Below are 25,902 nucleotides of genomic sequence, written 5' to 3'. Positions count from 1 at the left end.
TGGTTTCCCTAGGGGTCTTGGGTTTAGGTGCCGTGCTTGCCGTACAGCTCGCAGATTTCGTCGACCGCGCGGACCACGCGCGTCACGTCGTCCTGCGTCATCAGCGTGAAAAGCGGCAGCGTGACCGTCGATGCGCCGAGCTTCTCCGCATGCGGGAACATGCCCTCGTGGAAGCCGCGCGCCCGGTACAGCGTGAACAGATGCAGCGCCGGATAGTGCACGCCCGTGCCGATGCCGCGCTCCTTCATCTGCGCCATGAATTCCGAGCGCGTGAGCGTAAGGCGTTCGAGCGGCAGCGCGATCTGGAACATGTGCCAGTTGCTGTCGGTGAAGTTCTGCACCGGAAACTGTACGCCGAGCGCTGTCGCCGCGCCGCCCGCGAACGCCTCGAAATAGGCGCGCGCGAGCCGCCGGCGTTGTTCCGTGAAGCGCTCCACGTGCTTTAACTGACCCAGGCCGACGCGCGCCGCGACATCGGTCAGGTTGTACTTGCCGCCGAGCAGGTCGCAGTCCATGCCGTCGAAGCCCGTGCGCGTGATGCCCTGCAGCCGGTATTTCTGTGCGATGACCGCTTCTTCCTCGTTGTTCAGCACGAGCGCGCCGCCTTCGATCGACGTCACGTTCTTGTTCGCGTGGAAGCTGAAGGAGACGATGTCGCCGAACGAGCCGATGCGCCTGCCGCGCCAGGTCGAGCCGAACGCCTGCGCGGCGTCCTCGATCACGCGCAGCTTGTGGGCGCGCGCGATCTCGTAGAGCCGGTCCATGTCGACGGGCAGGCCCGCCAGGTACACCGGCATGATCGCCCTGGTGCGCGGCGTGATGGCCTTTTCCAGCAAGCCGAGGTCGATGTTGCGCGTGACCGGGTCGATGTCGGCGAAAACCGGCGTCGCGCCCGTTTCCAGGATCACGTTGCTAGTGGATACCCACGTCATCGGCGTGGTGATGACTTCGTCGCCCGCGCCGACGCCCGCGATCCGCAAGCCGATTTCCATCGTCGCCGTGCCGGAATTGAACGAGCGCACCGGCCGGCCGCCGCAATACGCCGACAATTCGGCTTCGAACTGCTGGTTCTGCGGGCCGGTCGTGATCCAGCCGGAACGCAGCACGTCCGCGACGCCCGCAATCGTCTCCTCGTCGATTTCGGGGCGCACAAACGGCAAAAAGGGCAGCGATGTCTGATTCATGGACTGTCTGCTTAAAAGTAAAGGTTTTCAGCCGCGCGCCAAAACGGCGACGCCGATGAGAATGATCCCGATCCCGATGAGCCGCTGCACCGACAGCACCTCGCCGAACAAATACCATGCCGCGAAGGCGTTGACGACGTAGCCGAGCGAGAGCATCGGGTAGGCCACCGACACGTCCACACGCGACAGGCCGATGATCCACACGGCCACGCTGAACACGTAGCACGTGAGCCCGCCGATGATCGGCCACTGCGTCGCAATCTTGAAGCCGATGGGCAGAATGTTGGCGCGGCTGAATTCGAAATGCCCGACGGCGTTGACGCCTGCTTTGAGCAGCAACTGCGCGCCGGCGTTCAACAATACGCCGATGATGATGCAAATGAAGGATATCGGATTCATCGTGGACAGTTGAAGGCTCGGGGCCTGAACATCGGATTCTGGAACGGGCGTGCGAATTGTTGCACGACTACGGCGCCTGGACGGGCTTTTGCACGATCACGCGCCGGTCGTCCTGCGCGATCACCTGCATCGGCACGTGACGGGCAAGCAGCTCGTCGTAGCGTCCGGACGGCATCAGCGCGAGCGCGTAGCGGTCGGCGTCCCAGCGCTTTATCCAATCGTCGATCGTCGGCACCCACTTCTGCGGCTCGGTTGCGACTCCGAAGCGCAGTTCGTCGGCCTCCTGCACCATGATCATCGTGTGGCCGAGGTAGAACGGCATCGTGTGATCGAGCTTCGCGATCGAGTAGAACGGCGTGTCGGGCGGCAGCTTCGCCATCGCGGCCTTGACCGCCGGCACGAGCTTCACGCCCGAGCTTTCGCGGCCGAACACGTCGTGGCCCGTTCCCGCGATGGTCCCGAGCAGAAGCCAGGCCGTGCCAAGCGCAACCGCGGCCGCGATCGTGCTGCGGCGATTCAGCCAGATCGCGACGAGCGTCACGACGAACGCGACCGCGAGGCCCGCGTACACCCAGACCTGAAACGCGCGATAGAGCGCGTTCGGCGTATGTGCGCTGCCCGCGCGGCCGAGAAAAATCGCGCCGAACGCCGCGGCGATCAGGAACACCGCGTAGCCGATCAGATGCCGGTGCCACTGTACGCGCGTAACGAGCGGAAGGTAGATGCCGAGCACGAGGGCAATCGAGGGGGCGATCGGCAGCGTGTACGAGAGCAGCTTCGAGTGCGACGCGCTGAAGAACAGGAAGATGAAGACCGTCCAGATCAGGAGGAGCGGCACGGGCGCGAAGCCGTTCGGCTGGCGCGGCACCTTGAGCGCATGGCGCGTGCTCTGATAGACGATCGAGAGCCACGGCAAAAAGCCGACGATCAGCACGGGCACGAAGTAGTAGAGCGGTCCGGGACGGTTCTGCTCGGGCGTCAGATAGCGCTTGAACTGCTGGACGATGAAGAAGAAATTGAAGAATTCGGGATTCTTCATCTGCACGAGGACGAACCACGGCGCTGCCACGATCAGGAACACGATCAGCCCGCTGCCGATATAAAGCCGCTTCCAGAGCGCCCAGTCGCGTGTGATGAGCGAATAGAGCACGAGCACCGCGCCCGGCAGGATGACGCCGATCAGGCCCTTCGAGAGCAGCGCTGCCGCCATCGCGCCCCAGCAGAGCCACATCCACAGGCGCACCTGACGGGTCGGCAGGCCGGGGCGCTGGGCGAGCAGCAGCGCGCACAGCGTCAGCTCCATCCAGAACGACAGGGCCATGTCGAGCGTGTTGAAATGGGCCATCAGGTTCCAGTACGGCGACGTCGCGAGAATCGCCGCCGTGCAGAATCCCGTCACGCCGTTGAAGACGCGCGCACCCGTGTAGCCGATCAGCAGCACGCCGGCAAAGCCCGTGAGCGCCGTGTAGAGCCGCGCCTGCCATTCGCCGATGCCGAACCACGCGAACGTGAGCGCGTTCGCCCAGGTCTGCAGCGGCGGCTTTTCGAAATACTTGTAGCCGTTGTAGCGCGGCGTGATCCAGTCGCCGGTGACGAACATTTCGCGCGCCATCTCGGCGTAGCGGCCCTCGTCGCTCGGCACGAGATGGCGCAGGCCGAGCGGCGCGAACCAGATCACGGCGAGCGCGACAATCAGAAGAAGCAGTGAGAGGCGGGTGAGCGGTAGCCGCGAAGGCGTATCGTTCATGAGTTTCGACCTGTCCGATGCCGCAACGCGCGGCGCTAGCAAACAAAAAAGGGCATGAGTATCGCTCGACCAACCTTAAGCGACGCTTACGGACGCCCATCGGGGCGCAGCCGCGCGGCGCACGCCCGCGAACGATGAGGTCCGGCCACAGGGTTCGTGCTGTACGGGCCGTGAAGGTTCATCGGCGTTTTCGTCGGGCAACAGGCCGTATGCGCGACGCGACGGGCGCGATGGAGCGGCACTCCGCGCGACGGCCGCGAGTTTACCGCACTGCGGCCCCGATTTCGTCTATCCGGACGACAAAGGCAGCGCGGCGCGGTGCCTGGATATCGGCGAGCAGTGCGCCCGGTCGGGCTCTCAGGCCTCGATCAGCAGGGCCGCGGCGACGCGCCGGCCTTCCGACATCAGGATGTTGTAGGTACGGCAGGCGGCGCCGAAGTCCATCGTTTCCACGCCGATGCGGTGTTTCGCGAGCCCGGCCGTCAGACGCGGATGCGGAAAGCGCAGCCGCGAACCGCTGCCGAAGATCACCACTTCCGGCGCGGCTTCGATGAGCGCCTGGAAATGTTCGGGCGCGAGCGCCTCGAAGGAAGACACGGGCCACTGGATGACCGGAGCCTCCGGCATCACGATGATGCTGCCCTCGTGCCGTTTCAGATTGATCGCGACGTAGCCGTCGCCGTAGCTCGTGATCGTATTCAGCGCGCCGCTGGATTCCTGGTGTAGTTTCAAGACGTTAATTCCGACAGGCGAGTGTGGCGGGAAGAGAAGACGGTCGTTCGCGCAGCAGCCGATCCTCCCGGCATGGGCGCCGGAGCGTGCGATCGGCCTGCGATTGGTGCATTGCGGAACTCGGTCATATTCCGCTAAATTATAACTTTTCAGCCGGCGGGACCGCTCGACCGGCATCAATTGCACTCGCCGCGCCGCCACAAGCCGCCATCGACACGCAATCGCCTGGCTTCGCCGTCCGACATCCTCGGCCGGTCGCGCCCCAAGCGGGGCCGGGCGCCGTCGCGCAAGCCTTGGCCGCCCGATTACCCCGAGCCGGGGTCGCCAGAGTTCCCGTACGTTCCGGCTTCGTCCGTCCAGGTCTAGCGGCGCTCGCACCGCCCGGACCCCGGATCGGCCCGAAAACGGTCGCGGGGCGGGCCGCCGTCGCTTAAAATTCCACCCGATGCCGCCGCGCCATCCGCCGCCGCACCGCCGATAATCGCGAAAACCGCCGCCGGACGAACGCCGACCAGTCCGCTTGACCATCCAGAGCAGCCAGCCGTGAAACCGATCCTCAAATCCAACAAGTTGCAGAACGTCTGTTACGACATCCGCGGGCCCGTGCTCGAGCACGCGAAGCGCCTCGAAGAGGAAGGCCACCGGATCATCAAGCTCAACATCGGCAATCTGGCCGCGTTCGGCTTCGACGCACCCGACGAGATCATCCAGGACATGATCCGCAACCTGCCGAACTCATCGGGCTATTCGGACTCGAAGGGCGTCTTCGCCGCGCGCAAGGCGATCATGCACTACACGCAGCAAAAGGGCGTGACAGGCGTCGAACTGGACGACATCTTCATCGGCAACGGCGCCTCGGAACTCATCGTGATGGCGATGCAGGCGCTCCTGAACGACGGCGACGAAGTGCTGCTGCCCGCGCCGGACTACCCGCTCTGGACGGCGGCCGTGAGCCTGTCGTCGGGCACGCCGCGCCACTACATCTGCGACGAAGGCGCGGGCTGGATGCCCGATCTCGACGACATCCGCGCGAAGATCACGCCGAATACGCGGGCGCTCGTCGTCATCAACCCGAACAATCCGACGGGCGCGCTCTATTCGGACGAACTGCTGCTCGAACTGATCGCGATCGCGCGCGAGCACGGCCTCATCATCTTCGCCGACGAGGTCTACGACAAGATCGTCTACGACGGCAAGACGCATACGTCGATGGCCGCGCTCTCCGAGGACGTGCTGACCGTCACGTTCAACAGCCTCTCGAAGAGCTATCGCTCGTGCGGCTACCGCGCGGGCTGGATGTTCATCTCGGGCCTGATCGAGGAGAACCGGCGCCGCGCGAACGATTACATCGAAGGGCTCGGCATCCTCGCGTCGATGCGCCTGTGCGCGAACGTGCCCGGCCAGTACGCAATCCAGACGGCGCTCGGCGGCTACCAGAGCATCAACGAACTGATCCTCCCGGGCGGCCGGCTCTTCAAGCAGCGCGAACTCGCGTACGACATGCTCACGTCGATTCCGGGCGTATCCTGCGTAAAGCCGCAGGCGGCGCTCTACATGTTCCCGAAACTCGATCCGAAGATGTACCCGATCGAGGACGACCAGCAGTTCATCACCGACCTGCTGCTCGAAGAGCGCACGCTGCTCGTGCAGGGCACGGGCTTCAACTGGCCGACGACGGACCACTTCCGCGTTGTGTTCCTGCCGAACGTCGACGACCTCGCGGATTCGATTCATCGCATCGCGCGCTTCCTCGACGGTTATCGCAAACGTCACTCCGCTTAACCCTTCTATAAGAATCACGCTGCATGGAACCGATCAAAGTTGGACTCTTGGGCTTCGGCACGGTCGGCAGCGGCACCTTTACGGTACTGCGCCGCAACCAGGAAGAAATCAAACGCCGCGCGGGGCGCGGCATCGAAGTGTCGCGCGTCGCCGTGCGCACGCCGGCCAAGGCGCAGGCCGCGGCGGACGCCGGCATCGCGGTGACGGACGACTTCAATGCCGTCGTCGACGATCCTTCCATCGACATCGTCTGCGAGATGATCGGCGGGACGGGGCTCGCACGCGAACTCGTGCTGCGCTCGATCGCGAACGGCAAGCACGTGGTGACGGCCAACAAGGCGCTCCTCGCCGTGCACGGCAGCGAGATCTTCGAGGCTGCGCGTGCGAAGGGCGTGATGGTAGCGTTCGAGGCGGCGGTCGCGGGCGGCATCCCGATCATCAAGGCGCTGCGCGAAGGGCTGACGGCCAACCGTATCCAGTACATCGCGGGCATCATCAACGGGACGACGAACTACATCCTCTCGGAGATGCGCGACCGCGGCCTCGACTTCGCGACCGCCCTGAAGGCGGCGCAGGAGCTGGGCTACGCGGAAGCCGATCCGACCTTCGACATCGAAGGCGTCGATGCCGCGCACAAGGTCACGATCATGAGCGCGATCGCGTTCGGCGTGCCGGTGCAGTTCGAACGGGCGTACGTGGAAGGCATCAGCAAGCTGTCGGCCATCGACATCCGCTATGCAGAGGAACTCGGCTACCGGATCAAGCTGCTCGGCATCGCGCGGCGTACGGACAAGGGCATCGAGCTGCGGACCCATCCGACGCTGATTCCGGAAAAGCGCCTGCTCGCGAACGTGGAAGGCGCGATGAACGCGGTCGTCGTGCACGGCGATGCGGTCGGCACGACGCTCTACTACGGCAAGGGCGCGGGCGCCGAGCCGACGGCGTCGGCGGTCGTCGCCGATCTCGTGGACGTCACGCGCCTGCATACGGCCGACCCGGAGCATCGCGTGCCGCATCTCGCGTTCCAGCCGGAGAGCCTGTCGAACACGCCGATCCTGCCTATCGACGACGTCACGAGCGGCTACTACCTGCGCCTGCGCGTCGCGGACGTGACGGGCGTGCTCGCCAACATCACGCGCATTCTCGCGGACAAGGCCATCTCCATCGACGCGCTGCTTCAGAAGGAATCGGAGCAGGTAGAAGGCTCGACCAAGGGCGAGACTGACATCATCCTGATTACGCACGAGACGGTCGAAAAGAACCTGAACGCGGCGATCGCCGAGATCGAGGCACTGTCCACGGTCGTGTCGAAAGTGACGAAGCTGCGCATGGAAGCGCTGAACTAGGACTGGACTCATGAACTACATCTCGACGCGCGGCGCCGGCCTCGGCGAGCGCCACACGTTTTCCGACATCCTGCTCGGCGGGCTTGCCAAGGACGGCGGCCTCTATCTGCCCGCCGAGTATCCGCGCGTGTCCGCGGACGAACTCGCGCGCTGGCGCACGCTCTCGTACGCGGATCTCGCGTTCGAGGTGCTGTCGAAATTCGCCGGCGACATTCCCGCCGACGAACTGCGCTCGCTCACGAGCAAGACCTACACGGCGCAGGTCTACAGCAACGTCCGCGACGAGGAAGCCGCCACGCAGATCACGCCGTTGAAGACGCTTGGCGTCGAGAACGGGGCACCGCTGTCGCTTCTGGAACTGTCGAACGGACCGACGCTCGCCTTCAAGGACATGGCGATGCAGTTGCTCGGTAACCTGTTCGAATACACGCTCGCGAAACACGACGAGACGCTGAACATTCTCGGCGCGACCTCGGGCGACACCGGCAGCGCCGCCGAATACGCGATGCGCGGCAAGGCGGGCGTGCGCGTGTTCATGCTCTCGCCGCACAAGAAGATGAGCGCCTTCCAGACCGCGCAGATGTTCTCGCTGCAGGACCCGAACATCTACAACCTCGCGGTCGAGGGCAACTTCGACAACTGCCAGGACATCGTGAAGGCCGTCTCCAACGATCACGCGTTCAAGGCGCAGCACAAGATCGGCACGGTCAATTCGATCAACTGGGCGCGCGTCGTCGCGCAGGTCGTGTACTACTTCAAGGGCTATTTCGCGGCGACGACGAGCAACGACGAGCGCGTGTCGTTCACCGTGCCGTCGGGCAACTTCGGCAACGTCTGCGCCGGGCACATCGCGCGGATGATGGGCCTGCCAATCGAAAAGCTGGTCGTCGCGACGAACGAGAACGACGTGCTCGACGAATTTTTCCGCACCGGCGTGTATCGCGTGCGCGACGCTAGCGAGACGTATCACACGACGAGCCCGAGCATGGACATTTCGAAGGCGTCGAATTTCGAGCGCTTCGTCTTCGACCTGCTCGGGCGCGATCCGGCGCGCGTGCTGCAATTGTTCCGCGACGTCGAGGAGAAGGGCGGCTTCGACCTCGCGGCGAGCGGCGATTTCGCGCGCGTGCAGGAATTCGGCTTCGTCTCGGGGCGCAGCAGCCACGCGGATCGCGTCGACGCGATCCGCGACGTGTTTCAGCGCTACGACACGATGATCGACACCCACACGGCCGACGGCCTGAAAGTGGCGCGCGAGCATCTTCAGCCGGGCGTGCCGATGATCGTGCTGGAAACCGCGCAGCCGATCAAGTTCGGCGAGACGATCCGCGAGGCGCTCCTGCGCGAGCCGGAGCGGCCGGCCGCGTTCGTCGGGCTTGAAAAACTGCCACAAAGATTCGATATCGTCCCTGCTGACGCGGGCGTCGTGAAGGCGTATATCGCCGATCGCACGAACTGAATCGGGGTGGGATCGGGCGGAATTACGGGGCGCGGCGCATCTGCCGCGCCCCGTTTCGCTTGAGCGGCGGCGCTCCCCGCGCCTCGCAAGTCCCGGCAGACGGCCTCGACTTCGCCGCCATCGGACGAGTCCGCAAATCGCTTCAAAATCTGCTAAAATATCCGGTTTTTCGCCGTACACCATTCAAAAGGACGCGCTGTGCTGTCTACTGCCAATATCACCATGCAATTCGGGCCGAAGCCCCTCTTCGAGAACATTTCGGTCAAGTTCGGGGAAGGAAATCGCTACGGCCTGATCGGGGCGAACGGCTGCGGCAAGTCGACCTTCATGAAAATCCTCGGCAGCGACCTGGAACCGAGCTCCGGTAACGTGATGCTCGAGCCGAACGTGCGTCTCGGCAAGCTGCGTCAGGACCAGTTCGCGTACGAAGACATGCGCGTGCTCGACGTCGTGATGATGGGCCACACCGAGATGTGGGCCGCGATGACCGAGCGCGACGCGATCTACGCAAACCCCGACGCCACTGACGACGATTACATGCGCGCCGCCGAACTCGAAGCAAAATTCGCCGAGTACGACGGCTACACCGCCGAAGCGCGCGCGGGCGAACTGCTGCTCGGCATCGGCATCGCGATCGGCGACCACAACGGCCCGATGAGCAGCGTCGCACCCGGCTGGAAGCTGCGCGTGCTGCTCGCACAGGCGCTCTTCTCGAAGCCCGATGTGCTGCTGCTCGACGAGCCGACCAACAACCTCGACATCAACTCGATTCGCTGGCTCGAAGACGTGCTGAACCAGTACAACTCGACGATGATCATCATTTCGCACGATCGGCACTTCCTGAACCAGGTCTGCACGCACATGGCGGACATGGACTACGGCACGCTGAAGGTGTATCCGGGCAACTACGACGACTACATGCTCGCGAGCACGCAGGCGAAGGAACGTCAGCAGGCCGCGAACCAGAAGGCAAAGGACCGCATCTCCGATTTGCAGGACTTCGTGCGCCGCTTCTCGGCGAACAAGTCGAAGGCGCGTCAGGCAACGAGCCGTGCCAAGCAGATCGAGAAGATCAAGATCGAGGAATTCAAGCCGTCGTCGCGCCAGAATCCGTTTATCCGCTTCGACTTCGAGAAGAAGCTGCACAACATCGCGGTGGTTGCCGAGGAAATCACGAAGAAGTACGACCGGACCATCTTCGAGCGCTTCAGCATCAGCGTGCAGCCGGGCGAGCGCATCGCGATCATCGGCGAGAACGGCGCGGGCAAGACCACGCTGCTCAAGTCGCTGAAGGGCGCGATCCAGCTCGACGGCGGCAAGGTCAAGTGGGCGGAGAACGCGAACGTCGGCTACATGCCGCAGGACACGTACGAAGAGTTCCCGAATGACGAGACGCTCACCGACTGGGTCGATCAGTACCGCCAGGACGGTGACGATGACCAGATGGTGCGCGGAACGCTCGGCCGCCTGCTTTTCAACGCCGACGACATCAGGAAATCGGTGAAGGTGCTCTCGGGCGGCGAGAAGGGCCGCATGATCTGGGGCAAGCTGATGCTCGGCCGCCACAACGTGCTCCTGATGGACGAGCCGACCAACCACATGGACATGGAGTCGATCGAGTCGCTGCAGATCGCGCTCGAAAAGTACGAGGGCACGCTGGTCTTCGTCTCGCACGACCGTGAGTTCGTGAGCGGGCTGGCGAATCGCATCATCGAAGTGCGCACGAACGGCACGCTGAATGACTTCGGCGGCACGTACGAGGAGTTTTTGACGAGCCAGGGCATTCAATAATCGTCTGCCCGACATAGCCGCACCTCAAAACGGCCCGCTTCCGACGAAGCGGGCCGTTTTGCTTTTGCGCTGAGACTTCAGCGCGGACGGTCATCGCGGCCAGCGTGCCGCGATGACCGGTTCCTTGATTTATCTCAATTTCGCGCGCGGTCCCTTCGATCAGACTCCCCAAACCTGAATCCATCGAAGGACATCCATCAATGACCACGCTTCCCATGCTGACCATCCGCGGCCGCGCGCTGTTGCCCATCGTGCAGGGCGGAATGGGCGTCGGGATCTCGGCGCATCGCCTGGCGGGTGCCGTTGCCAGGGAGGGCGCGCTCGGCACGATCGCGAGCATCGACCTGCGCCATCATCACCCGGACCTTTTGGAGCGCTGCAAGGCGGACCCCGCCCGCGCGACGCTCGAAGCGGCCAATCAGGAAGCGCTCGCACGCGAAATCGGTGCGGCAAAGCGCTTGAGCGAGGGGCGCGGCATGATCGCCGTCAACGTGATGCGCGCGGTCAGCTCCTACGCCGCGTCGGTGCGAACCGCGTGCGAGAGCGGCGCCGACGCGATCGTGATGGGCGCGGGCCTGCCGCTCGACCTGCCGGATCTCACGGAGGGCATCGACATCGCGCTGATTCCGATTCTGTCGGACAGCCGCGGCATCGCGCTCGTGCTGAAGAAGTGGCTGAAGAAGAACCGCCTGCCCGACGCCATCGTGATCGAGCATCCCGCGCACGCGGGCGGCCATCTCGGCGTCGCGCACCTCGCCGACGTGCCGGACGCGCGCTTCGACTTCGCTCGCGTGATCGCGGAAACGATGCAGACCTTCGATACGCTCGGCATCGAACGCACGCGCATTCCCCTGATTGTCGCGGGCGGGGTGAACAGCCACGAAGCAGTGCGGGCGTGTTTCGCGGCGGGTGCGGCGGGCGTGCAACTCGGCACGCCGTTCGCCGTCACGGAGGAGGGCGATGCGCACCCGAACTTCAAGCGCATCCTGGCCGAAGCAGAGCCGGACGACATCGTCGATTTTGTCAGCGTGACCGGGCTTCCCGCGCGCGCGGTGAAGACGCCGTGGCTCATGCGCTATCTGCGCAACGAGGAGCGCATCCGCACCAAGATCGGCGCGCGCAAGCAGGTCTGTCCGACCGGGCTCGATTGTCTGGCGGTGTGCGGACTGCGCGACGGCATCGAGAAATTCGGGCACTTCTGCATCGATACGCGCCTTTCTGCCGCCTTGCGCGGCGATGTCGCGAACGGCCTGTTCTTTCGCGGGCGCGAGGCATTGCCGTTCGGATCGGCGATCCGCAGCGTGCGCGAACTGCTCGATCTCCTGCTCGGGGCCACGCGGCCGGCGGCCGCCTGATCAGAGCCGGTCGTTGCGGAACCGCATCGCAGTTCCCTCGCGCGTGATGCGCACCCAGATCGCGCGTTTTTCCTGGTCGGAGAGAAATACCCAGTTCGATACTTCGCCCGCCGTGCGGCCGCAGCCCTTGCAGACGTCGTCGAAGAGCGTGGAGCAGACGCCGATGCACGGGCTGTCGGGCAAGTCGTGAAGATTCGATGACATAGGAAACCTGTTGGCGCCTGCCCCACGAACGGCGGCGGGCGCGTCGAAAAATAGCTTTTAGCGCGCGATACTGTAGCCGATCCGCGCGATCCAGTGATTGCGCTGGTTGTAATCCAGGATGTCCTCGCCATAGCCGTTGAAGTAGCCGATCCACAGATAGCCGCCCCACGCGCTGCCGATCAGCTTCGCGAGCGGATACGTCAGTTGCGAGTCGATGCTACCGTACCAGTGCTTGGTGCCCTTTCGCAGGGTCGTCGCGAGCTGCCAGCCATCGGGGCTGCCGTACTTCACCAGGAAGTCGACGTAGCCGCGATAGTCGGCGATATCCTCGTTGCCTGTCTTCGTCAGGTAGTAATAGAACTTCGGCGAAAGTGTCAGGTGATTCGAATTCAGGTCGCCGAAATCCCACGTCGGGCGCACGAACACAATGTTGATCGCTCGCGATTCGTCGCCGCTCTTGCCATTCGATTCGTGGCCGAAGCCCGCCGCGATGCCCATCCGCGTGAACAACGGGCTCTTCCAGCCCGTGTCCTGCAGGTAGTAGAACAGTTGCGGCTGATAGCTCGTGTCGCGAAACGGCGCGGAATCGGCCGACAAGTCCCAGATCGATGTCTGCGTGTAGCCGAAATAGAGGTTGTCGAGCATGCTGCGCGAGCGCGGGTCGTCGGGAAGCATCAGCCGGTACTTGAAGCTGAACTGGAATTTCGCGAGGTTGTCGCCATTCTGGCCGTCGCCGAAATACATCGGCTCGAAGGTCGAAAGACGGCCGCTGAGCATGCGATCGGTGGTCGTGGTCGGCACGGCGGTCGCGTTTGCCGCGGCTGATGCGCTGGCCAGTTGAGCGGGCGTCGCGGCCTGCGTTTCGGCACGCTCGGCGGCGACGATCTGCGCCTGGTTCTCGCCGCGATTCAATGTCACGAGCATCGGCGACGAATCGAAGCCAACCGGATCGATCTTGACCGTGCCGCGTGCCGAATCGGGCCACGGTGCCGAAAAGCGTACCCGCCGATACTGCCCGGCGCGCAGTTGCAGGCGGTCCGGCACGGCGGCCTCGCGGATCAGCGCGAGCGGCTGCGGCGGCAGGTCGCCATTGGTCAGCGTCACGGTCAGTTGCTTCGGCACCTCGACGACGAGCGGCTTGCCGTCGTCGGCGGTGTACATCAGCGTCAGTTCCAGCGGCTGCTGCGCGGCGGCTTCGCGCACCGGCTGCAATACGGCGACGGTCGCATGGGCGAGGCTCGCAGAGCAGAGCGCGGCTGCAAGTGCAGCGAGGACCGCCACGCGTCGGATGGACAGCTTTCTGGAATGCAAAGGGCCTCGGGCCATGAAACGATCGTCCTGATTGATGGGATGCCGGAGGCTCGTCTAACTCATTGAATTCAATGAGTTTCAACCGATTTTTAACAGGACCCATGGACGCGCGCGGAAGTCAGTGTCCAGTTTCTGCTCAGGCAGTGAATATCGCTGAAGGGCGCGCCGCCGTGTCCTCTTCCCGGCAATATGGCAAGAAAAATGTAATTGTAAACGTGCTTAAGACGCCAGCGCGGAACGGTCAATAAGCCACGCGCGCTTAGCCGGTTTCATCCGCGGCTCTCAGCTGATAACCAGTTGCCACAGCAGCGCGCCGTTGAGCGCGACGATTACGCCCACGCAGCCCCACGCGAGCGCGAGCGGCACGCGCGCGACGCGCCAGCGGCCCATCAGTCCCGCGTCGGACGCGAAACGCACGAGCGGAATGACGGCGAGCGGAAGCTGCAGCGTGAGTACGACCTGGCTCGCCACGAGCAGCTGATTCGAGCCGTGTTCGCCGAACGCACTCACCGCGACGAGTGCCGGCCCGATCGCGAGTCCGCGCGTGAGGAGCGCTCGCGCCCAGCGCGCAATCGACAGCCGCAGGAAGCCTTCCATCACCGCCTGGCCGGCGAGCGTGCCGGTGACCGTGGCGTTCAGCCCGCAGGCGAGCAGCGCTGCGGCGAAGAAGATGCTCGCCCACTGGTTGCCGACGAGCGGAGCGATCAGCCGGTGAGCATCGGCGAGATCCTCGACGTCGACGTGGCCGCTCGCGTGAAACACCGCCGCCGCCACGATCAGCAGCGACGCATTCACAGTGAAAGCCAGCGCGAGCGACGCGAAGGTATCGATGTTGACGCCGTAGAGCGCCGCCGCAACCGATCGGTCGTCGCCGCCGGGCGCGTGGTCCTTCACGAGCGCGGAGTGCAAGTAGAGGTTGTGAGGCATCACGGTCGCGCCGAGGATGCCGGCCGCGAGCCAGACCATCCCGGCGTCGCGCACGAGTTCCTTCGGCGGCGCGAGTCCGGCGAGTGCTTCGTGCCAGGCCGGCTTGGCAAGCGCCAGTTCCACGACGAAGCAAAAGCCGATGAAGAAGATCAGCGCGGAGATGAACATCTGCAGCGGACGGCGGCCGCGGCATTGCAGCGCGAGCATCGCGAAGGTGGCGACGGCCGACATCAGGACGCCGGCCGTCAGCGAGACGCCGAGCAGCAACTGGAGCGCCACCGCGCTGCCGACGACTTCAGCGACATCGCACGCGATGATCGCGATCTCGCAGGTGATCCAGAGAAAAAGCGTCGTACGGCGGCTGAAACGCTCGCGGCACAGGCGCGCGAGGTCGCGCCCGGTGACGACGCCCACCCGCGACGCCACCCATTGCAGCAACATGCCCATCAGGCTCGCGAGCAGCACGACGCCGAGGAGCCGGTAGCCGTATTTGGCACCGCTGCTAAGCGCGGTCGCCCAGTTGCCGGGGTCCATGTAGCCAACCGCGACGAGCGCGCCCGCGCCGACGAACGAGAACCACCGTCCGCGCGGTGCATGCGGGCGTCGGCCCTCACGCAATTCGCGATCGGACGACGGTCGCTCGGCGGGGCACGGCGTGAGGGCGGACGGATTGGTGTTCATCGCGGATCTTGGCCTGGAATGGCTGCAACGGACTGCGGCGCACGTCAAAGGTGGGCGGCAGCGCTCTGTGAGCCATTGCATTTGCCGCCCGCGTCGGGCAGCGCGGATATGCGCGCTGCCCGTCCTGCGCGCGCCCGACCTGCGGCGCGCATCCGAAATGGCTCAGCAACGACTGTTCCGCCTGGCTATTCGATCCCGTCAAGGCCCGGCCGGCTTCAAATACAAGACTCGCCAGAGGGCCCGCGACTTCCAAAGACGGATATTCGCATTACGCAGCGAACGGGTATCTGGATTCATTGATGCGAGTGTGGTTTCTGCCTGTGTCGCGCGCCGGATTTAACGGCTAAAATTGCGCCGCTTCTCGCGGGGCCCGATCACCGTCGGCGATGCGCCGGCGACTCGCGCTCAGGCGCCCGGGCGAGCGCCATTGCGAGCGTGCACGGTGCGCGCGGCCGCTGTGAATTTCGCGCGACAGGCGGCAATTGTTTTTTGTCCCACCGCTGTTTAATGGTAGTTTTCGGGTTTTTAAAGGGAGCCGCGGATCAGCCGGATCAAGAGGCGGCGATCCGCGCGGCGTGACGCGGTCGAAAGTCGAACGACGGAGAATCGAGATGAAACAAAAATTGGCGGTCCTGGCCGGACTGGTCGCTTGCGCCGCAGCGCTGGTCCCGGCGGCGGCATCCGCGAAGGACACGCAACTCAACGTGTACAACTGGTCGGATTACATCGCCAAGGACACGATCCCGAACTTCACGAAGCAAACCGGCGTCCAGGTCAAGTACGACAACTACGACAGCGACGACACCCTTCAGGCCAAGCTCCTCACGGGCAATTCCGGCTATGACATCGTCGTGCCGACCAGCAACTACGCAGGCAAGCAGATCGCCGCGGGCATCTTCGCGCCGCTCGACAAGTCGAAGCTGCCGAACCTCAAGTATCTCGATCCCGATCTGATGAAGCTCGTCGAGGGCGCCGATCCGGGCAACAAGTACACGGTGCCCTGGGCCTACGGCACGACCGGCCTCGGCTACAACGTGACGAAGGCGCAGCAGCTTCTCGGCAGCGGCGTCGCGCTCGACAGCTGGGACATCCTCTTCAAGCCCGAGAACATCTCGAAGCTGAAGGCCTGCGGCGTCTCGGTGCTTGACGCGCCGGACCAGATGTTCGCCGCCGCGCTGCATTACATCGGCAAGGATCCGATGAGCACAAACCCGGCCGACTATCGTGCCGCGCTCGCGATGCTCAAGAAGATCCGCCCGTACATCAGGCAGTTCAATTCGTCCGGCTACATTAACGATCTGGTCGGCGGCGACATCTGCTTTGCGTACGGCTGGTCGGGCGACGTCGTGATCGCGAAGCATCGCGCGGTCGACGCGAAGAAGGCGTTCAAGATCGAGTATTACATCCCGAAGGGCGGGGCACCGGTCTGGTTCGACGTGATGGCGATTCCGAAGGACGCGAAGAACAAGGAAGCCGCGCTCGAATGGATCAACTACATCGAGACGCCGCAGGTCCACGCCGCGATCACGAACACGGTCTACTACCCGAGTGCGAATGCCGAAGCGCGCAAGTATGTCGACAAGGACGTGGCGAACGATCCGGCCGTCTATCCGCCGCAGGACGTCGTGAAGACGCTGTTCCTGCTGAAGCCGCTGCCGCCGGAGATCCAGCGGCTGCAGACGCGGCTCTGGACCGAATTCAAGTCCGGCCGGTAGACTGGATGACGCCTGAACCGTCATAAGTCGGTGTAAAACTCGAAGCCCCTGGACCGCCGGGGGCTTTGTTCGTCGCCGGGACGATGGATTGCTGCGCGTCCCCGGCGGAAAACGTCAGCGCAGAACGAATATCGCAGGAGTCGAGCAGGCAATCATGAGTGAGCAGTCGAGCGCAGTGCATGCAGCGCCTAATTCCGGCAGGCCGCAGCCGGCCAGTCCGGCCGTCGCCGGCACGGACAATTTTGTGCAGATCGTCGATGTCGTGAAGAAATTCGACGAGACGGTGGCCGTGAAGGGCGTGAACCTGTCGGTGAAGAAGGGCGAGTTGTTCGCGCTGCTCGGCAGTTCCGGTTGCGGCAAGTCGACCTTGCTGCGCATGCTCGCGGGTCTCGAAACCGTGACGTCGGGGCAGATCCTGATCGAGGGCGTTGACCTCGCGAAGATGCCGCCGTACAGCCGGCCGACCAACATGATGTTCCAGTCGTATGCGCTCTTTCCGCACATGTCGGTGGAGTCGAACGTCGCGTTCGGGCTGAAGCAGGAAGGCGTGCGCGGCGCGGAACTGAAGGATCGCGTGCACGGCGCGCTTGAACTCGTGCAGATGGCACGTTTCGCGAACCGCAAGCCGCACCAGCTTTCGGGCGGCCAGCAGCAGCGAGTGGCGCTGGCGCGCAGTCTCGTGAAGCGGCCGAAACTGCTGCTGCTCGACGAGCCGATGTCCGCACTCGACAAGCAGATCCGCCAGCGCACGCAGATCGAACTCGTGAACATACTCGATCAGGTGGGCGTGACCTGCATCATGGTCACGCACGACCAGGAAGAAGCGATGACGATGGCCGACCGCCTCGCCGTGATGAGCGAAGGCCAGATCGTGCAGCTCGGCACGCCGCACGAGGTTTACGAATTCCCGAACAGCCGTTTTTCGGCGGAATTCATCGGCTCGACGAACCTGTTCGACGGCAACGTCGTCGAGGACGAGCCGGACCATGTCTTCGTGGAGTCGCCCGAGTTGCCCGTGCGCCTCTACGTGAACCACGGCATCACCGGGCCGCTCGGGATGCCGGTGACGATCTCCGTGCGCCCCGAGCGCATCGCGTTGATGCGAAAGCCGCCCGAAGGCGCGTACAACTGGGGACGCGGCACCGTGTCGAACATCGCGTACATGGGCGGCTATTCGCTCTATCACGTCAAGCTCGACAGCGGCAAGACCGTGGTCGCGAGCGTGTCGAGCCTCGCGCTCGGCGAAATCGACTCGCCCACCTGGGACGACGAAGTCTACGTGCGCTGGAGTGCCTCGGCCGGCGTGGTGCTGACGTCATGAAGCGCGTGCTCGATCTCGTCGTGACGCCGTGGAGGCGGCTCGGGTTCACCGGACGCTCGGCGGTGATCGGCGGCCCGTTCGTCTGGCTGCTGCTCTTTTTCTTCGTGCCGTTCCTGCTGGTCGTCAAGATCAGCTTCGCGGATTCGCGACTCGGGATTCCGCCTTATACCGAACTCGTCGCGATGAAGGAGGGCGTGCTCAGTATCGCGCTCGATTTCTCGCATTACCTGTTCCTTTTCACCGACAGCCTATATTTCGCCACCTATATGAATTCGCTGCTGGTGGCGGCGGTATCGACGGTGTTGTGTCTTCTGATCGGTTATCCGATGGCGTATTACATCGCCCGCTCGAATCCGGAGAAGCGCAATCTGCTGATGATGGCGGTGATGCTGCCTTTCTGGACTTCGTTTCTGATTCGCGTCTATGCGTGGATCGGCATTCTGAAGAACAACGGGCTGCTCAATAATTTCCTGATGTCGATCGGGCTGATTCAGTCGCCGATCGAGCTTTATCACACGAATATCGCGGTGTATATCGGCATGGTGTATTCGTATCTGCCATTTCTCGTAATGCCGCTTTACGCGCATCTCGTGAAAATGGATCTGACCTTGCTCGAAGCGGCTTACGATCTCGGTGCGAAACCGTGGAAGGCTTTTGTGCAGATCACTTTGCCGCTGTCGAAAAACGGGATTATCGCGGGCTGTCTCCTCGTATTCATTCCGGCGGTAGGCGAATACGTGATTCCGGAATTGCTCGGCGGCGCGGATACGCTGATGATCGGCCGCGTGATGTGGAACGAGTTCTTCGATAACGCCGACTGGCCGATGGCATCCGCGGTCACCTGCGCGATGGTATTGCTCCTGCTCGTGCCGATGGCGCTTTTCCAGCATTATCAAGCGAAGCAACTGGAGGAACGGCGATGATCAAGCCGAGTCGTTCGCTCCAGTTCACGTCGCTTGGAATCGGGTTTCTGTTTCTTTATATCCCGATCATCAGCCTGATTGTTTATTCGTTCAACGAGTCGCAGCTCGTGACCGTGTGGACCGAGTTTTCGCTGCGCTGGTACAAGGCGTTATGGCAGGACGAGGAACTGATCAATGCCGCGTGGCTTTCGCTGCGAATCGCGGTTTTGACGGCATGTGCGTCGGTCGTGATTGGCACGTGGGCGGGATTCGTGCTCGCGCGCATGGGACGGTTTCGCGGATTCACGCTTTTCTCCGGCATGATCAATGCGCCGCTCGTAATTCCCGAAGTCATTCAGGGCATTTCGCTCTTGCTGCTTTTCGTCGAAATGGCGAAGGTGCTCGGCTGGCCTGCCGGGCGCGGATTACTCACGATCTGGATCGGGCATGTGATGCTGTGCATTTCCTATGTCGCGATCATCGTGGAATCGCGGGTCCGGGAATTGAATCGGTCGATCGAGGAAGCCGCGCTCGATCTTGGCGCGACACCATTGCGGGTGTTTTTCTCGATTACGCTGCCGCTGATTTCACAGGCGCTCGTGGCCGGGTGGCTTCTGTCGTTCACGCTTTCGATCGACGATCTGGTGCTTTCGGCGTTTCTTTCCGGGCCGGGGTCGACCACGCTGCCACTTGTCGTGTTTTCGCGCGTGCGGCTTGGGCTCAATCCGGAAATGAATGCGCTCGCGACTTTGTTCATCGCTTTTGTCACCGTCGGCGTGATTGCGGCGAATTACTTCATGCAGCGCAATGAGCGGCGGAAGATGGCGTGTTTGGTCTGACGTTTCTCTGGCGCTCGGGAGGCGAGCATGTCACCCGAACGCCAGCGAAAGCGCATCTCACGTTGCGCTGGCAATATGCCTCGCAAACGACGACGAATCGGTATTTGTCCCGCACAGCAGCACGCCCACGCGTTTGCCTTGCAGTCGCTCGCGCAGCGGCCCGAGCAACCCGGCCGTAGCCGCCGCGCACGACGGCTCAACGGCCAGCTTCAGCTCATTGAAAAGTTGCAGCATCGAGCGGCGCAACTCCGCATCGGTGACCGTCACGATTTCATCGATATGCCGCCGGCACAGCTCGTAGCTGTATTCCTCGGTGTGCGGCGCCATCAGCGAATCGGCGATGCTGTGCATCGCACCCATCTTCACCGTGTGCTTCGCGGCGAAACTGCGGCTCATCACGTCCGCACCCGCCGGTTCGACGCCATACACATGAATCGACGGATTCGCGAGCCGCATCGCCGTCGATACGCCTGCCGCGAGGCCGCCGCCGCCGATCGGCAAGATCACCGCGTCGAGGTCCGGCGCCTGCGATGTCCATTCGTAGCCGAGCGTCGCCGTGCCGAGCACGGTGCGGTAGCCGTTGAACGGATGCACGAAGAACCGGCCTTCCTCGGCTTCGATCCGGCGCACGATCTCGAATGCCTCCGCGCCGTTTTCCGCAAACACGACCTCCGCGCCATAGCGCCGGGCAAGCGCGACACGCGTCGGGGTCGCGGTGCGGATCATCACCACCTTCGCGCCGACCTCCATGCGCATCGCCGCGTACGCGACCGCCACTGCGTGATTGCCCGCCGATACGCAGGTCACGCCCACGCTGCGCTCGCTGGCGTCGAGCGCGAGCAGGTTCGAGAACGCGCCACGCGCCTTGAACGTGCCGCTTGCCTGCAGCAGCTCGAACTTGAAGGTGACCGGCGTGCCTTCGAGCGTGGGGAAGTCGTGGCGCTCGAAAGTCGGCGTGCGCGTCACCCACGGCGCGAGTGCCATGTGTTGCTCGGCGATGTCGTCGAGGGTCGGGATCGGCGTGCCGTCGATCGTGTGGTCGGTGTGCTGGCTTGCGGCGGACATGGCGGCTTGACGGTGTAAGTGGATCAGCGGACGCCCTGGGCGTCGACCGACATGCTGTGGATGAACTTGCCGATAAACGCCTCGCACGCAGCGAGTTGTTCCAGCGACACGTATTCGTTCGCCTTGTGGGCCTGCTCGATATTGCCGGGGCCGCACACGATGCTGGGCACGCCCGCGAGCGCGAAAAGGCCGGCTTCGGTGCCGTAGGCGACTTTGCGCTTGTCTTGGTTCTCGGTGAGCGCGCGCACGAGCTGCGTGATCGCCGCCTGCTCGGACGCGTCGAGCCCGGGCGCCGACGCGATCTTCGAAAACTCGATCGCCGCGTTGGCGTGCTCCTTCTGCATCTTCGGCAGGAGCGACTCGCGCGCGTAGGCCTCGATGCGGCGGTAGACGCTCTCGGGGTCCATCGTCGGCAGGTTGCGGAATTCGAACTGGAAGCTGCACTCGGCCGGTACCGTGTTGATCGCGTTGCCGCCCTTGATCGTGCTTGTCTGCGCGGTGGTGAAGGGCACGTCGTAAAGCTCGTCGAACGGGCCCTTGGCGCGGAATTCGTCGGCGACGTCGCGGATGAAGCAGATAAGGCGCGCCGCGTATTCGATGGCGTTCAGGCCTTGCGTCGTCAGCGACGAATGCGCCGCGAAGCCGCGCACGCAACAGTTGTACGTATTGATGCCCTTGTGCGCGATGATCGGGCGCATCGAGGTCGGCTCGCCGACGATGCAGCCGTCCGGCCGCACGCCGCGCTTTTGCAGGTCGCTGATCATGAGCGGCGCGCCCGCGCAGCCGATCTCTTCGTCATAGGAAAGCGCGAAGTGGATCGGCTTGGCGAGCTTCGTCGACTGCATTTTCGGCAGCAGAGCGAGCGCCGTGCCGATGAAGCCCTTCATGTCACAAGTGCCGCGGCCGTAGAGCAGGCCGTCGCGGACTTCCGGCTTGAACGGGTCGCTCGACCAGTCCTGGCCGTCGACCGGCACGACGTCCGTATGGCCCGACAGGACGATGCCGCCGTTGGTCTCGCCGTCGTGCGCGGGCACGGTTGCGAAGAGATTCGCCCACTGGCCGCGCTCGTCGACGGTAAGCGTCGATTCGATGCCCGCGGCGCGCAGTTCGTCGCGCACGGTTTCGATGAGGCCGAGATTCGGATTGCGGCTGACGGTGTCGAAGGAGACGAGCCGCTTCACCCAGGGAAGCGCGACGGGAGAAGCGGTTTCGGTGTTCGCCGGTTCAGCGATGTGGGACATGTTGGCTCCTGCTGATTAGAGTTCGATCATACCGAAAAGTTTGGGGGCGGGTTTGTCGGAGGGGCATTTGCTGCGGGGCCGGACTCATGTCGTCGGGCGTGGCGCTGCTTGGCGAGCGGGCTTCGGTTTGTCCGGTCGTGCTGATTGGCGGCAGAAGTCGGAGCTGTCGGTTGAGCAAATTCTGCGCACTTGGAGTGTGGGCATTGTTCGAAAGGCGGTTGTCCGAGACTGGATCGAGATTACTTGAGGATTGCTGACGATTTCTGACTTCGCGGGCCGCACAGATTAGCTACGATGCAATCGAAATCGACGAATACCGGCAGCATCCGCGTCCCAAAACAAAAAGCCGGCCATCAAGTGCCGGCTTCTCGTTCCGTCGACAAAGTAAAACCCTACCGCGCCGCCGGCACCGCCTGCCGCACCGGCGCTCCGAGCGCCCGCAACGTCTCCTTCACCGTCGCGATCCGCACCGACAGATCCGGGCTGCGCGTCTCGATCCTCAGCTTGTCCTGCCCGGCGAGCTTGATGTGCTTGTGCTTCTGCACCATCTCGATGATGCGCATCGCGTCGACGGGCGGATTCGGGATGAACTGGAGCCCGATCACCTGCTCGGCGGCATCGATCTTCGAAATTCCGAGCGGCTTCGCGGCCAGTCGCAAGCGGTGGGTTTCCACCAGCGCATGCGCCTGCGGCGGCAGTTTTCCGAAGCGGTCGACGAGTTCTTCAAGGATGCCGTCGATGGAATCGCTGGATTCGCAGTTCGCGAGCCGCTTGTAGAGCGAGAGCCGCTCCTGCACATCGCCGCAATAATCGGCGGGCAGGATCGCGGGCGCGTGCAGGTTGATCTCCGTCGTCGCCGCGAGCGGCGCGGTGAGATCGGGCTCGCGGCCTTCCTTCAGCGCCTTGACCGCGTCGTTCAACATGTCGGTGTAGAGCTGGAAGCCGATCTCCTGGATCTCGCCCGACTGCTTGTCGCCGAGCACTTCTCCCGTGCCGCGAATCTCCAGGTCGTGCATCGCGAGATAGAAACCCGAACCGAGTTCCTCCATCTGCTGGATCGCTTCGAGCCGCCGCTGCGCCTGCTTCGTGAGAGCGGACGGATCGTGCACGAGCAGGTACGCGTACGCCTGATGGTGCGAGCGCCCGACGCGACCGCGCAACTGATGCAACTGCGCAAGCCCGAACTTGTCGGCGCGATGCAAAAGGATCGTGTTGGCGCTCGGCACGTCGATGCCGGTTTCGATGATCGTCGTGCACAGCAGCACGTTCGCGCGCTGGCCGACGAAATCGCGCATCACGCGTTCGAGTTCGCGCTCGTGCATCTGTCCATGCGCGACCGCGATGCGCGCTTCGGGCACGAGCGCTTCGAGCATCGCGCGACGGTTCTCGATCGTCTCGACCTCGTTGTGCAGGAAGTACACCTGGCCGCCACGCTTGAGTTCGCGCAGCATCGCCTCGCGGATCACGCCGTCTTCCTCGCGCCGCACGAAGGTCTTGATCGCGAGGCGCTTCTGCGGCGCGGTCGCGATCACTGAGAAATCGCGCAGGCCTTCGAGCGCCATGCCGAGCGTGCGCGGAATCGGCGTCGCCGTGAGCGTGAGGACATCGACTTCCGCGCGCAAGGACTTGAGCGCTTCCTTCTGCCGCACGCCGAAGCGATGTTCCTCGTCGATGATCACGAGCCCGAGCCGCTTGAACTGCACATCCGACGAGAGCAGCTTGTGCGTGCCGATCACGATGTCGATCGTGCCTTCGTTGATCGCCGCGATCGACGCCCCGACTTCCTTCGTGCTCTTGAAACGCGACAGTTCCGCGATGCGCACGGGCCAGTCGGCAAAGCGGTCGGTGAAGGTCTGCGTGTGCTGTTCGGCGAGGAGGGTGGTCGGCGAGAGAATCGCGACCTGCTTGCCCGCCATCACCGCGATGAACGCTGCGCGCAGCGCGACTTCCGTCTTGCCGAAGCCGACGTCGCCGCACACGAGGCGGTCCATCGGCTTGCCGCTCGTCATGTCGCCGATGACCGCGGTGATCGCCGCGGCCTGGTCGGGCGTCTCCTCGAAGCCGAAGCTTTCCGCGAACTTCGTGTAGTCGCGTGGTTCGAGCTTGAACGCGTAGCCCGAGCGCGCGGCGCGGCGCGCGTAAAGATTGAGCAGTTCGGCGGCGGTATCGCGGATCTGCTGGGCCGCCTTCCTCTTTGCCTTGTCCCACTGGCCGGAGCCGAGCGCGTGCAAGGGCGCGCTGTCGGGGTCCGCGCCGCTGTAGCGCGAGATCACGTGCAGTTGCGCGACCGGCACGTAGAGCTTGCTTTCGTTCTGGTATTCGAGATGCAGGAATTCGGTCTCGCCTTCGCCGAGGTCCATCGAAACGAGCCCCATGTAGCGCCCGATGCCATGCTGCGTGTGCACGACCGGATCGCCGAGCTTCAGTTCCGACAGGTCGCGCACCATCGAATCGACGTTGCTCGCCTGTTCCTGACGGCGGCGTCCCGCGCGGCGCGCAAGCGGGCCGTACAGTTCCGTCTCGGTGACGATCGCCAGTTCCTCGCCCGGCAGCGCGAAGCCGTTCGCGAGGGGCGCCACGCCGAGCGAAAACTTCGCGTCGCCGGCTAGCCATTGCTGGAAGGTGTCGTCGGATGCGCCACGCAGGCCGTTGTCGGCGAGCAGCTGCTGGATCGTCTCGCGACGCCCGGCCGATTCGGCAACGAGCATCACGCGATTCGGCGTCTGTTCGAGATAGTGGCGCAACGCGGCGAGCGGCTCGTCGGCGTGGCGGTCGATCGCGAGCCCCGGCAGCGGCGCCGCCCAGCCGCCTTCGGGCGCGGGCGGGAACTTGAGCTGCGCGAAGGGCTTCGCGAACGCGAAGAAGTCGTCGTCGGTGAGAAAGAGGCGATGCGGTTCCAGGAGCGGCCGCTCGCGGTCATGCGACAGAAAGTTGTAGCGCTGCTTCGTGTCGTTCGTGAAGCGCTTGATCGACGCGTCCATGTCGCCGACGAACACCAGTTGCGCGCCCTCGGGCAGGTAATGGAAGAGGGTCGCAGTTTCGTCGAAAAAGAGCGGCAGGTAATACTCGATGCCCGCCGACGGCACGCCGTTGCCGATGTCCTTGTAGATCGACGAGCGGCTCGGATCGCCCTCGAACACCTCGCGCCAGCGGCTGCGAAACGCGGTGCGCGCGGCTTCATCGAACGGGAATTCGCGGCCCGGCAACAGGCGCACGTCGCGAACTGGATAAAGACTGCGCTGCGTGTCGGGATCGAACGCGCGGATCGAGTCGACCTGATCGTCGAAAAGGTCGATCCGGTACGGCAGCGGCGAGCCCATCGGAAAGAGGTCGAGCAGCGAGCCGCGCACGCAATATTCGCCCGGACGCACGACCTGGCTCACGTGCTCGTAGCCCGCGAGCGTCAGTTGCGCCTTCAGCTTCGCCTCGTTCAGCCGCTCGCCCTGCGTGAACGAGAACGTGTAGGCCGCGAGAAACGACGCCGGCGGCATCCGGTAGAGCGCGGTGGTCGCGGGCACGAGCAGGATGTCGCAGCGGCCCTCACCGAGATCGTGCAGCGTAGCCAGCCGTTCGGAGACGAGATCCTGGTGTGGCGAAAACGTGTCGTAAGGCAGCGTTTCCCAGTCGGGCAGGAGGCGCACGCGCGCGTCGGGCGCGAAATAGGGGATTTCGGCCGCGAGACGCTGCGCGTCGACGGCGCTCGCGCACAGAACCGTCAGAAGCGGCACCTGTTCGCGGTGAGACAAGTGATAGCGCGCAATGGCGAGCGCATCGGACGAGCCGACGGCGCCATTGAACACGAAGCGCTGGCCGGCCTTGACGAGGGCGACGGGAGAAGTGAACTGCGAGGTGACGGCTTTTGAAGACATAAGGTGTGCGGGGAACCGTTCGTGCGCGAAAG

General features: G+C 63.9%; 19 protein-coding genes. 9 read left to right on the top strand and 10 right to left on the bottom strand.

Features of this window, described 5'->3' with window-relative positions; translation table 11 throughout:
* Positions 1 to 23: 23 nt before the first annotated feature.
* From AWB81_RS08425 to AWB81_RS08410, 4 genes are all read right to left on the bottom strand, one after another.
* Complete coding sequence (locus AWB81_RS08425) at positions 24 to 1,184, bottom strand: DegT/DnrJ/EryC1/StrS family aminotransferase (RefSeq protein WP_062634105.1); 1,161 nt, start codon at positions 1,182 to 1,184, stop codon at positions 24 to 26.
* Between the two features lie 27 nt (positions 1,185 to 1,211).
* Complete coding sequence (locus AWB81_RS08420; RefSeq protein WP_062634103.1) at positions 1,212 to 1,583, bottom strand: SMR family transporter; 372 nt, start codon at positions 1,581 to 1,583, stop codon at positions 1,212 to 1,214.
* A 67-nt stretch (positions 1,584 to 1,650) separates the two neighbouring features.
* A complete protein-coding gene (locus tag AWB81_RS08415) occupies positions 1,651 to 3,330 on the bottom strand; it encodes a glycosyltransferase family 39 protein (RefSeq protein WP_062634102.1) in 1,680 nt (559 codons plus the stop codon).
* Positions 3,331 to 3,687: 357 nt separating this feature from the next.
* Complete coding sequence (locus AWB81_RS08410) at positions 3,688 to 4,062, bottom strand: Mth938-like domain-containing protein (RefSeq protein WP_062634100.1); 375 nt, start codon at positions 4,060 to 4,062, stop codon at positions 3,688 to 3,690.
* 543 nt (positions 4,063 to 4,605) lie between these two features.
* On the opposite strand from AWB81_RS08410, the gene AWB81_RS08405 reads away from it, so the two are divergent.
* The 5 genes from AWB81_RS08405 to AWB81_RS08385 all read left to right on the top strand — a co-directional run bounded on the left by AWB81_RS08405 (position 4,606) and on the right by AWB81_RS08385 (position 11,795).
* Positions 4,606 to 5,844 (top strand): pyridoxal phosphate-dependent aminotransferase, encoded by a 1,239-nt coding sequence (locus tag AWB81_RS08405; protein WP_062634098.1) that lies wholly within the window; start codon positions 4,606 to 4,608, stop codon positions 5,842 to 5,844.
* Between the two features lie 23 nt (positions 5,845 to 5,867).
* Positions 5,868 to 7,190 (top strand): homoserine dehydrogenase, encoded by a 1,323-nt coding sequence (locus AWB81_RS08400; protein ID WP_062634096.1) that lies wholly within the window; start codon positions 5,868 to 5,870, stop codon positions 7,188 to 7,190.
* Positions 7,191 to 7,200: 10 nt separating this feature from the next.
* A complete protein-coding gene (thrC, locus tag AWB81_RS08395; RefSeq protein WP_062634094.1) occupies positions 7,201 to 8,649 on the top strand; it encodes a threonine synthase in 1,449 nt (482 codons plus the stop codon).
* Between the two features lie 198 nt (positions 8,650 to 8,847).
* Positions 8,848 to 10,440 carry an ABC-F family ATPase gene (locus AWB81_RS08390; protein ID WP_062634093.1) on the top strand — a complete coding sequence of 531 codons (1,593 nt, stop codon included), beginning with the start codon at positions 8,848 to 8,850 and terminating at the stop codon, positions 10,438 to 10,440.
* A gap of 200 nt (positions 10,441 to 10,640) precedes the next feature.
* Positions 10,641 to 11,795, top strand: coding sequence for an NAD(P)H-dependent flavin oxidoreductase (locus AWB81_RS08385; protein WP_062634091.1), 1,155 nt, complete (start codon positions 10,641 to 10,643; stop codon positions 11,793 to 11,795).
* Here AWB81_RS08385 and AWB81_RS08380 read toward each other — a convergent pair whose 3' ends face one another.
* The 3 genes from AWB81_RS08380 to AWB81_RS08370 all read right to left on the bottom strand — a co-directional run bounded on the left by AWB81_RS08380 (position 11,796) and on the right by AWB81_RS08370 (position 14,918).
* Entirely contained in the window at positions 11,796 to 11,999 is a 204-nt protein-coding gene (locus tag AWB81_RS08380) for a DUF1289 domain-containing protein (RefSeq protein ID WP_062634083.1), read from the bottom strand.
* 57 nt (positions 12,000 to 12,056) lie between these two features.
* Positions 12,057 to 13,325: a phospholipase A gene (locus tag AWB81_RS08375; RefSeq protein ID WP_062634081.1), complete on the bottom strand. Its 1,269-nt coding sequence runs from the start codon at positions 13,323 to 13,325 to the stop codon at positions 12,057 to 12,059.
* 267 nt (positions 13,326 to 13,592) lie between these two features.
* Positions 13,593 to 14,918, bottom strand: a complete 1,326-nt coding sequence (locus AWB81_RS08370; RefSeq protein ID WP_062634079.1) for an Nramp family divalent metal transporter — start codon at positions 14,916 to 14,918, stop codon at positions 13,593 to 13,595.
* Between the two features lie 611 nt (positions 14,919 to 15,529).
* Here AWB81_RS08370 and AWB81_RS08365 point away from each other — a divergent pair.
* From AWB81_RS08365 to AWB81_RS08350, 4 genes are all read left to right on the top strand, one after another.
* Positions 15,530 to 16,633 (top strand): polyamine ABC transporter substrate-binding protein, encoded by a 1,104-nt coding sequence (locus AWB81_RS08365; RefSeq protein ID WP_062634077.1) that lies wholly within the window; start codon positions 15,530 to 15,532, stop codon positions 16,631 to 16,633.
* Between the two features lie 154 nt (positions 16,634 to 16,787).
* On the top strand, positions 16,788 to 17,954 hold the full coding sequence (locus AWB81_RS08360) for an ABC transporter ATP-binding protein (protein WP_062634075.1): 1,167 nt from the start codon (positions 16,788 to 16,790) through the stop codon (positions 17,952 to 17,954).
* Entirely contained in the window at positions 17,951 to 18,877 is a 927-nt protein-coding gene (locus tag AWB81_RS08355; protein ID WP_062634073.1) for an ABC transporter permease subunit, read from the top strand. The genes AWB81_RS08360 and AWB81_RS08355 overlap by 4 nt, the downstream gene beginning before the upstream one ends.
* A complete protein-coding gene (locus AWB81_RS08350; RefSeq protein ID WP_062634206.1) occupies positions 18,877 to 19,695 on the top strand; it encodes an ABC transporter permease subunit in 819 nt (272 codons plus the stop codon). The genes AWB81_RS08355 and AWB81_RS08350 overlap by 1 nt, the downstream gene beginning before the upstream one ends.
* 57 nt (positions 19,696 to 19,752) lie before the next feature.
* Here the strand turns inward: AWB81_RS08350 and AWB81_RS08345 are convergent, their stop codons facing one another.
* From AWB81_RS08345 to mfd, 3 genes are all read right to left on the bottom strand, one after another.
* Entirely contained in the window at positions 19,753 to 20,760 is a 1,008-nt protein-coding gene (locus AWB81_RS08345; protein ID WP_062634071.1) for a threonine/serine dehydratase family protein, read from the bottom strand.
* A 23-nt stretch (positions 20,761 to 20,783) separates the two neighbouring features.
* Positions 20,784 to 22,001, bottom strand: a complete 1,218-nt coding sequence (gene argE / locus AWB81_RS08340) for an acetylornithine deacetylase (protein WP_062634069.1) — start codon at positions 21,999 to 22,001, stop codon at positions 20,784 to 20,786.
* A 392-nt stretch (positions 22,002 to 22,393) separates the two neighbouring features.
* On the bottom strand, positions 22,394 to 25,870 hold the full coding sequence (mfd, locus tag AWB81_RS08335; RefSeq protein ID WP_062634067.1) for a transcription-repair coupling factor: 3,477 nt from the start codon (positions 25,868 to 25,870) through the stop codon (positions 22,394 to 22,396).
* Positions 25,871 to 25,902: the final 32 nt, after the last annotated feature.

Source organism: Caballeronia arationis, assembly GCF_001544975.2.
Lineage (GTDB): Bacteria > Pseudomonadota > Gammaproteobacteria > Burkholderiales > Burkholderiaceae > Caballeronia > Caballeronia arationis.
This window is presented reverse-complemented; position numbering and strand designations above follow the sequence as displayed.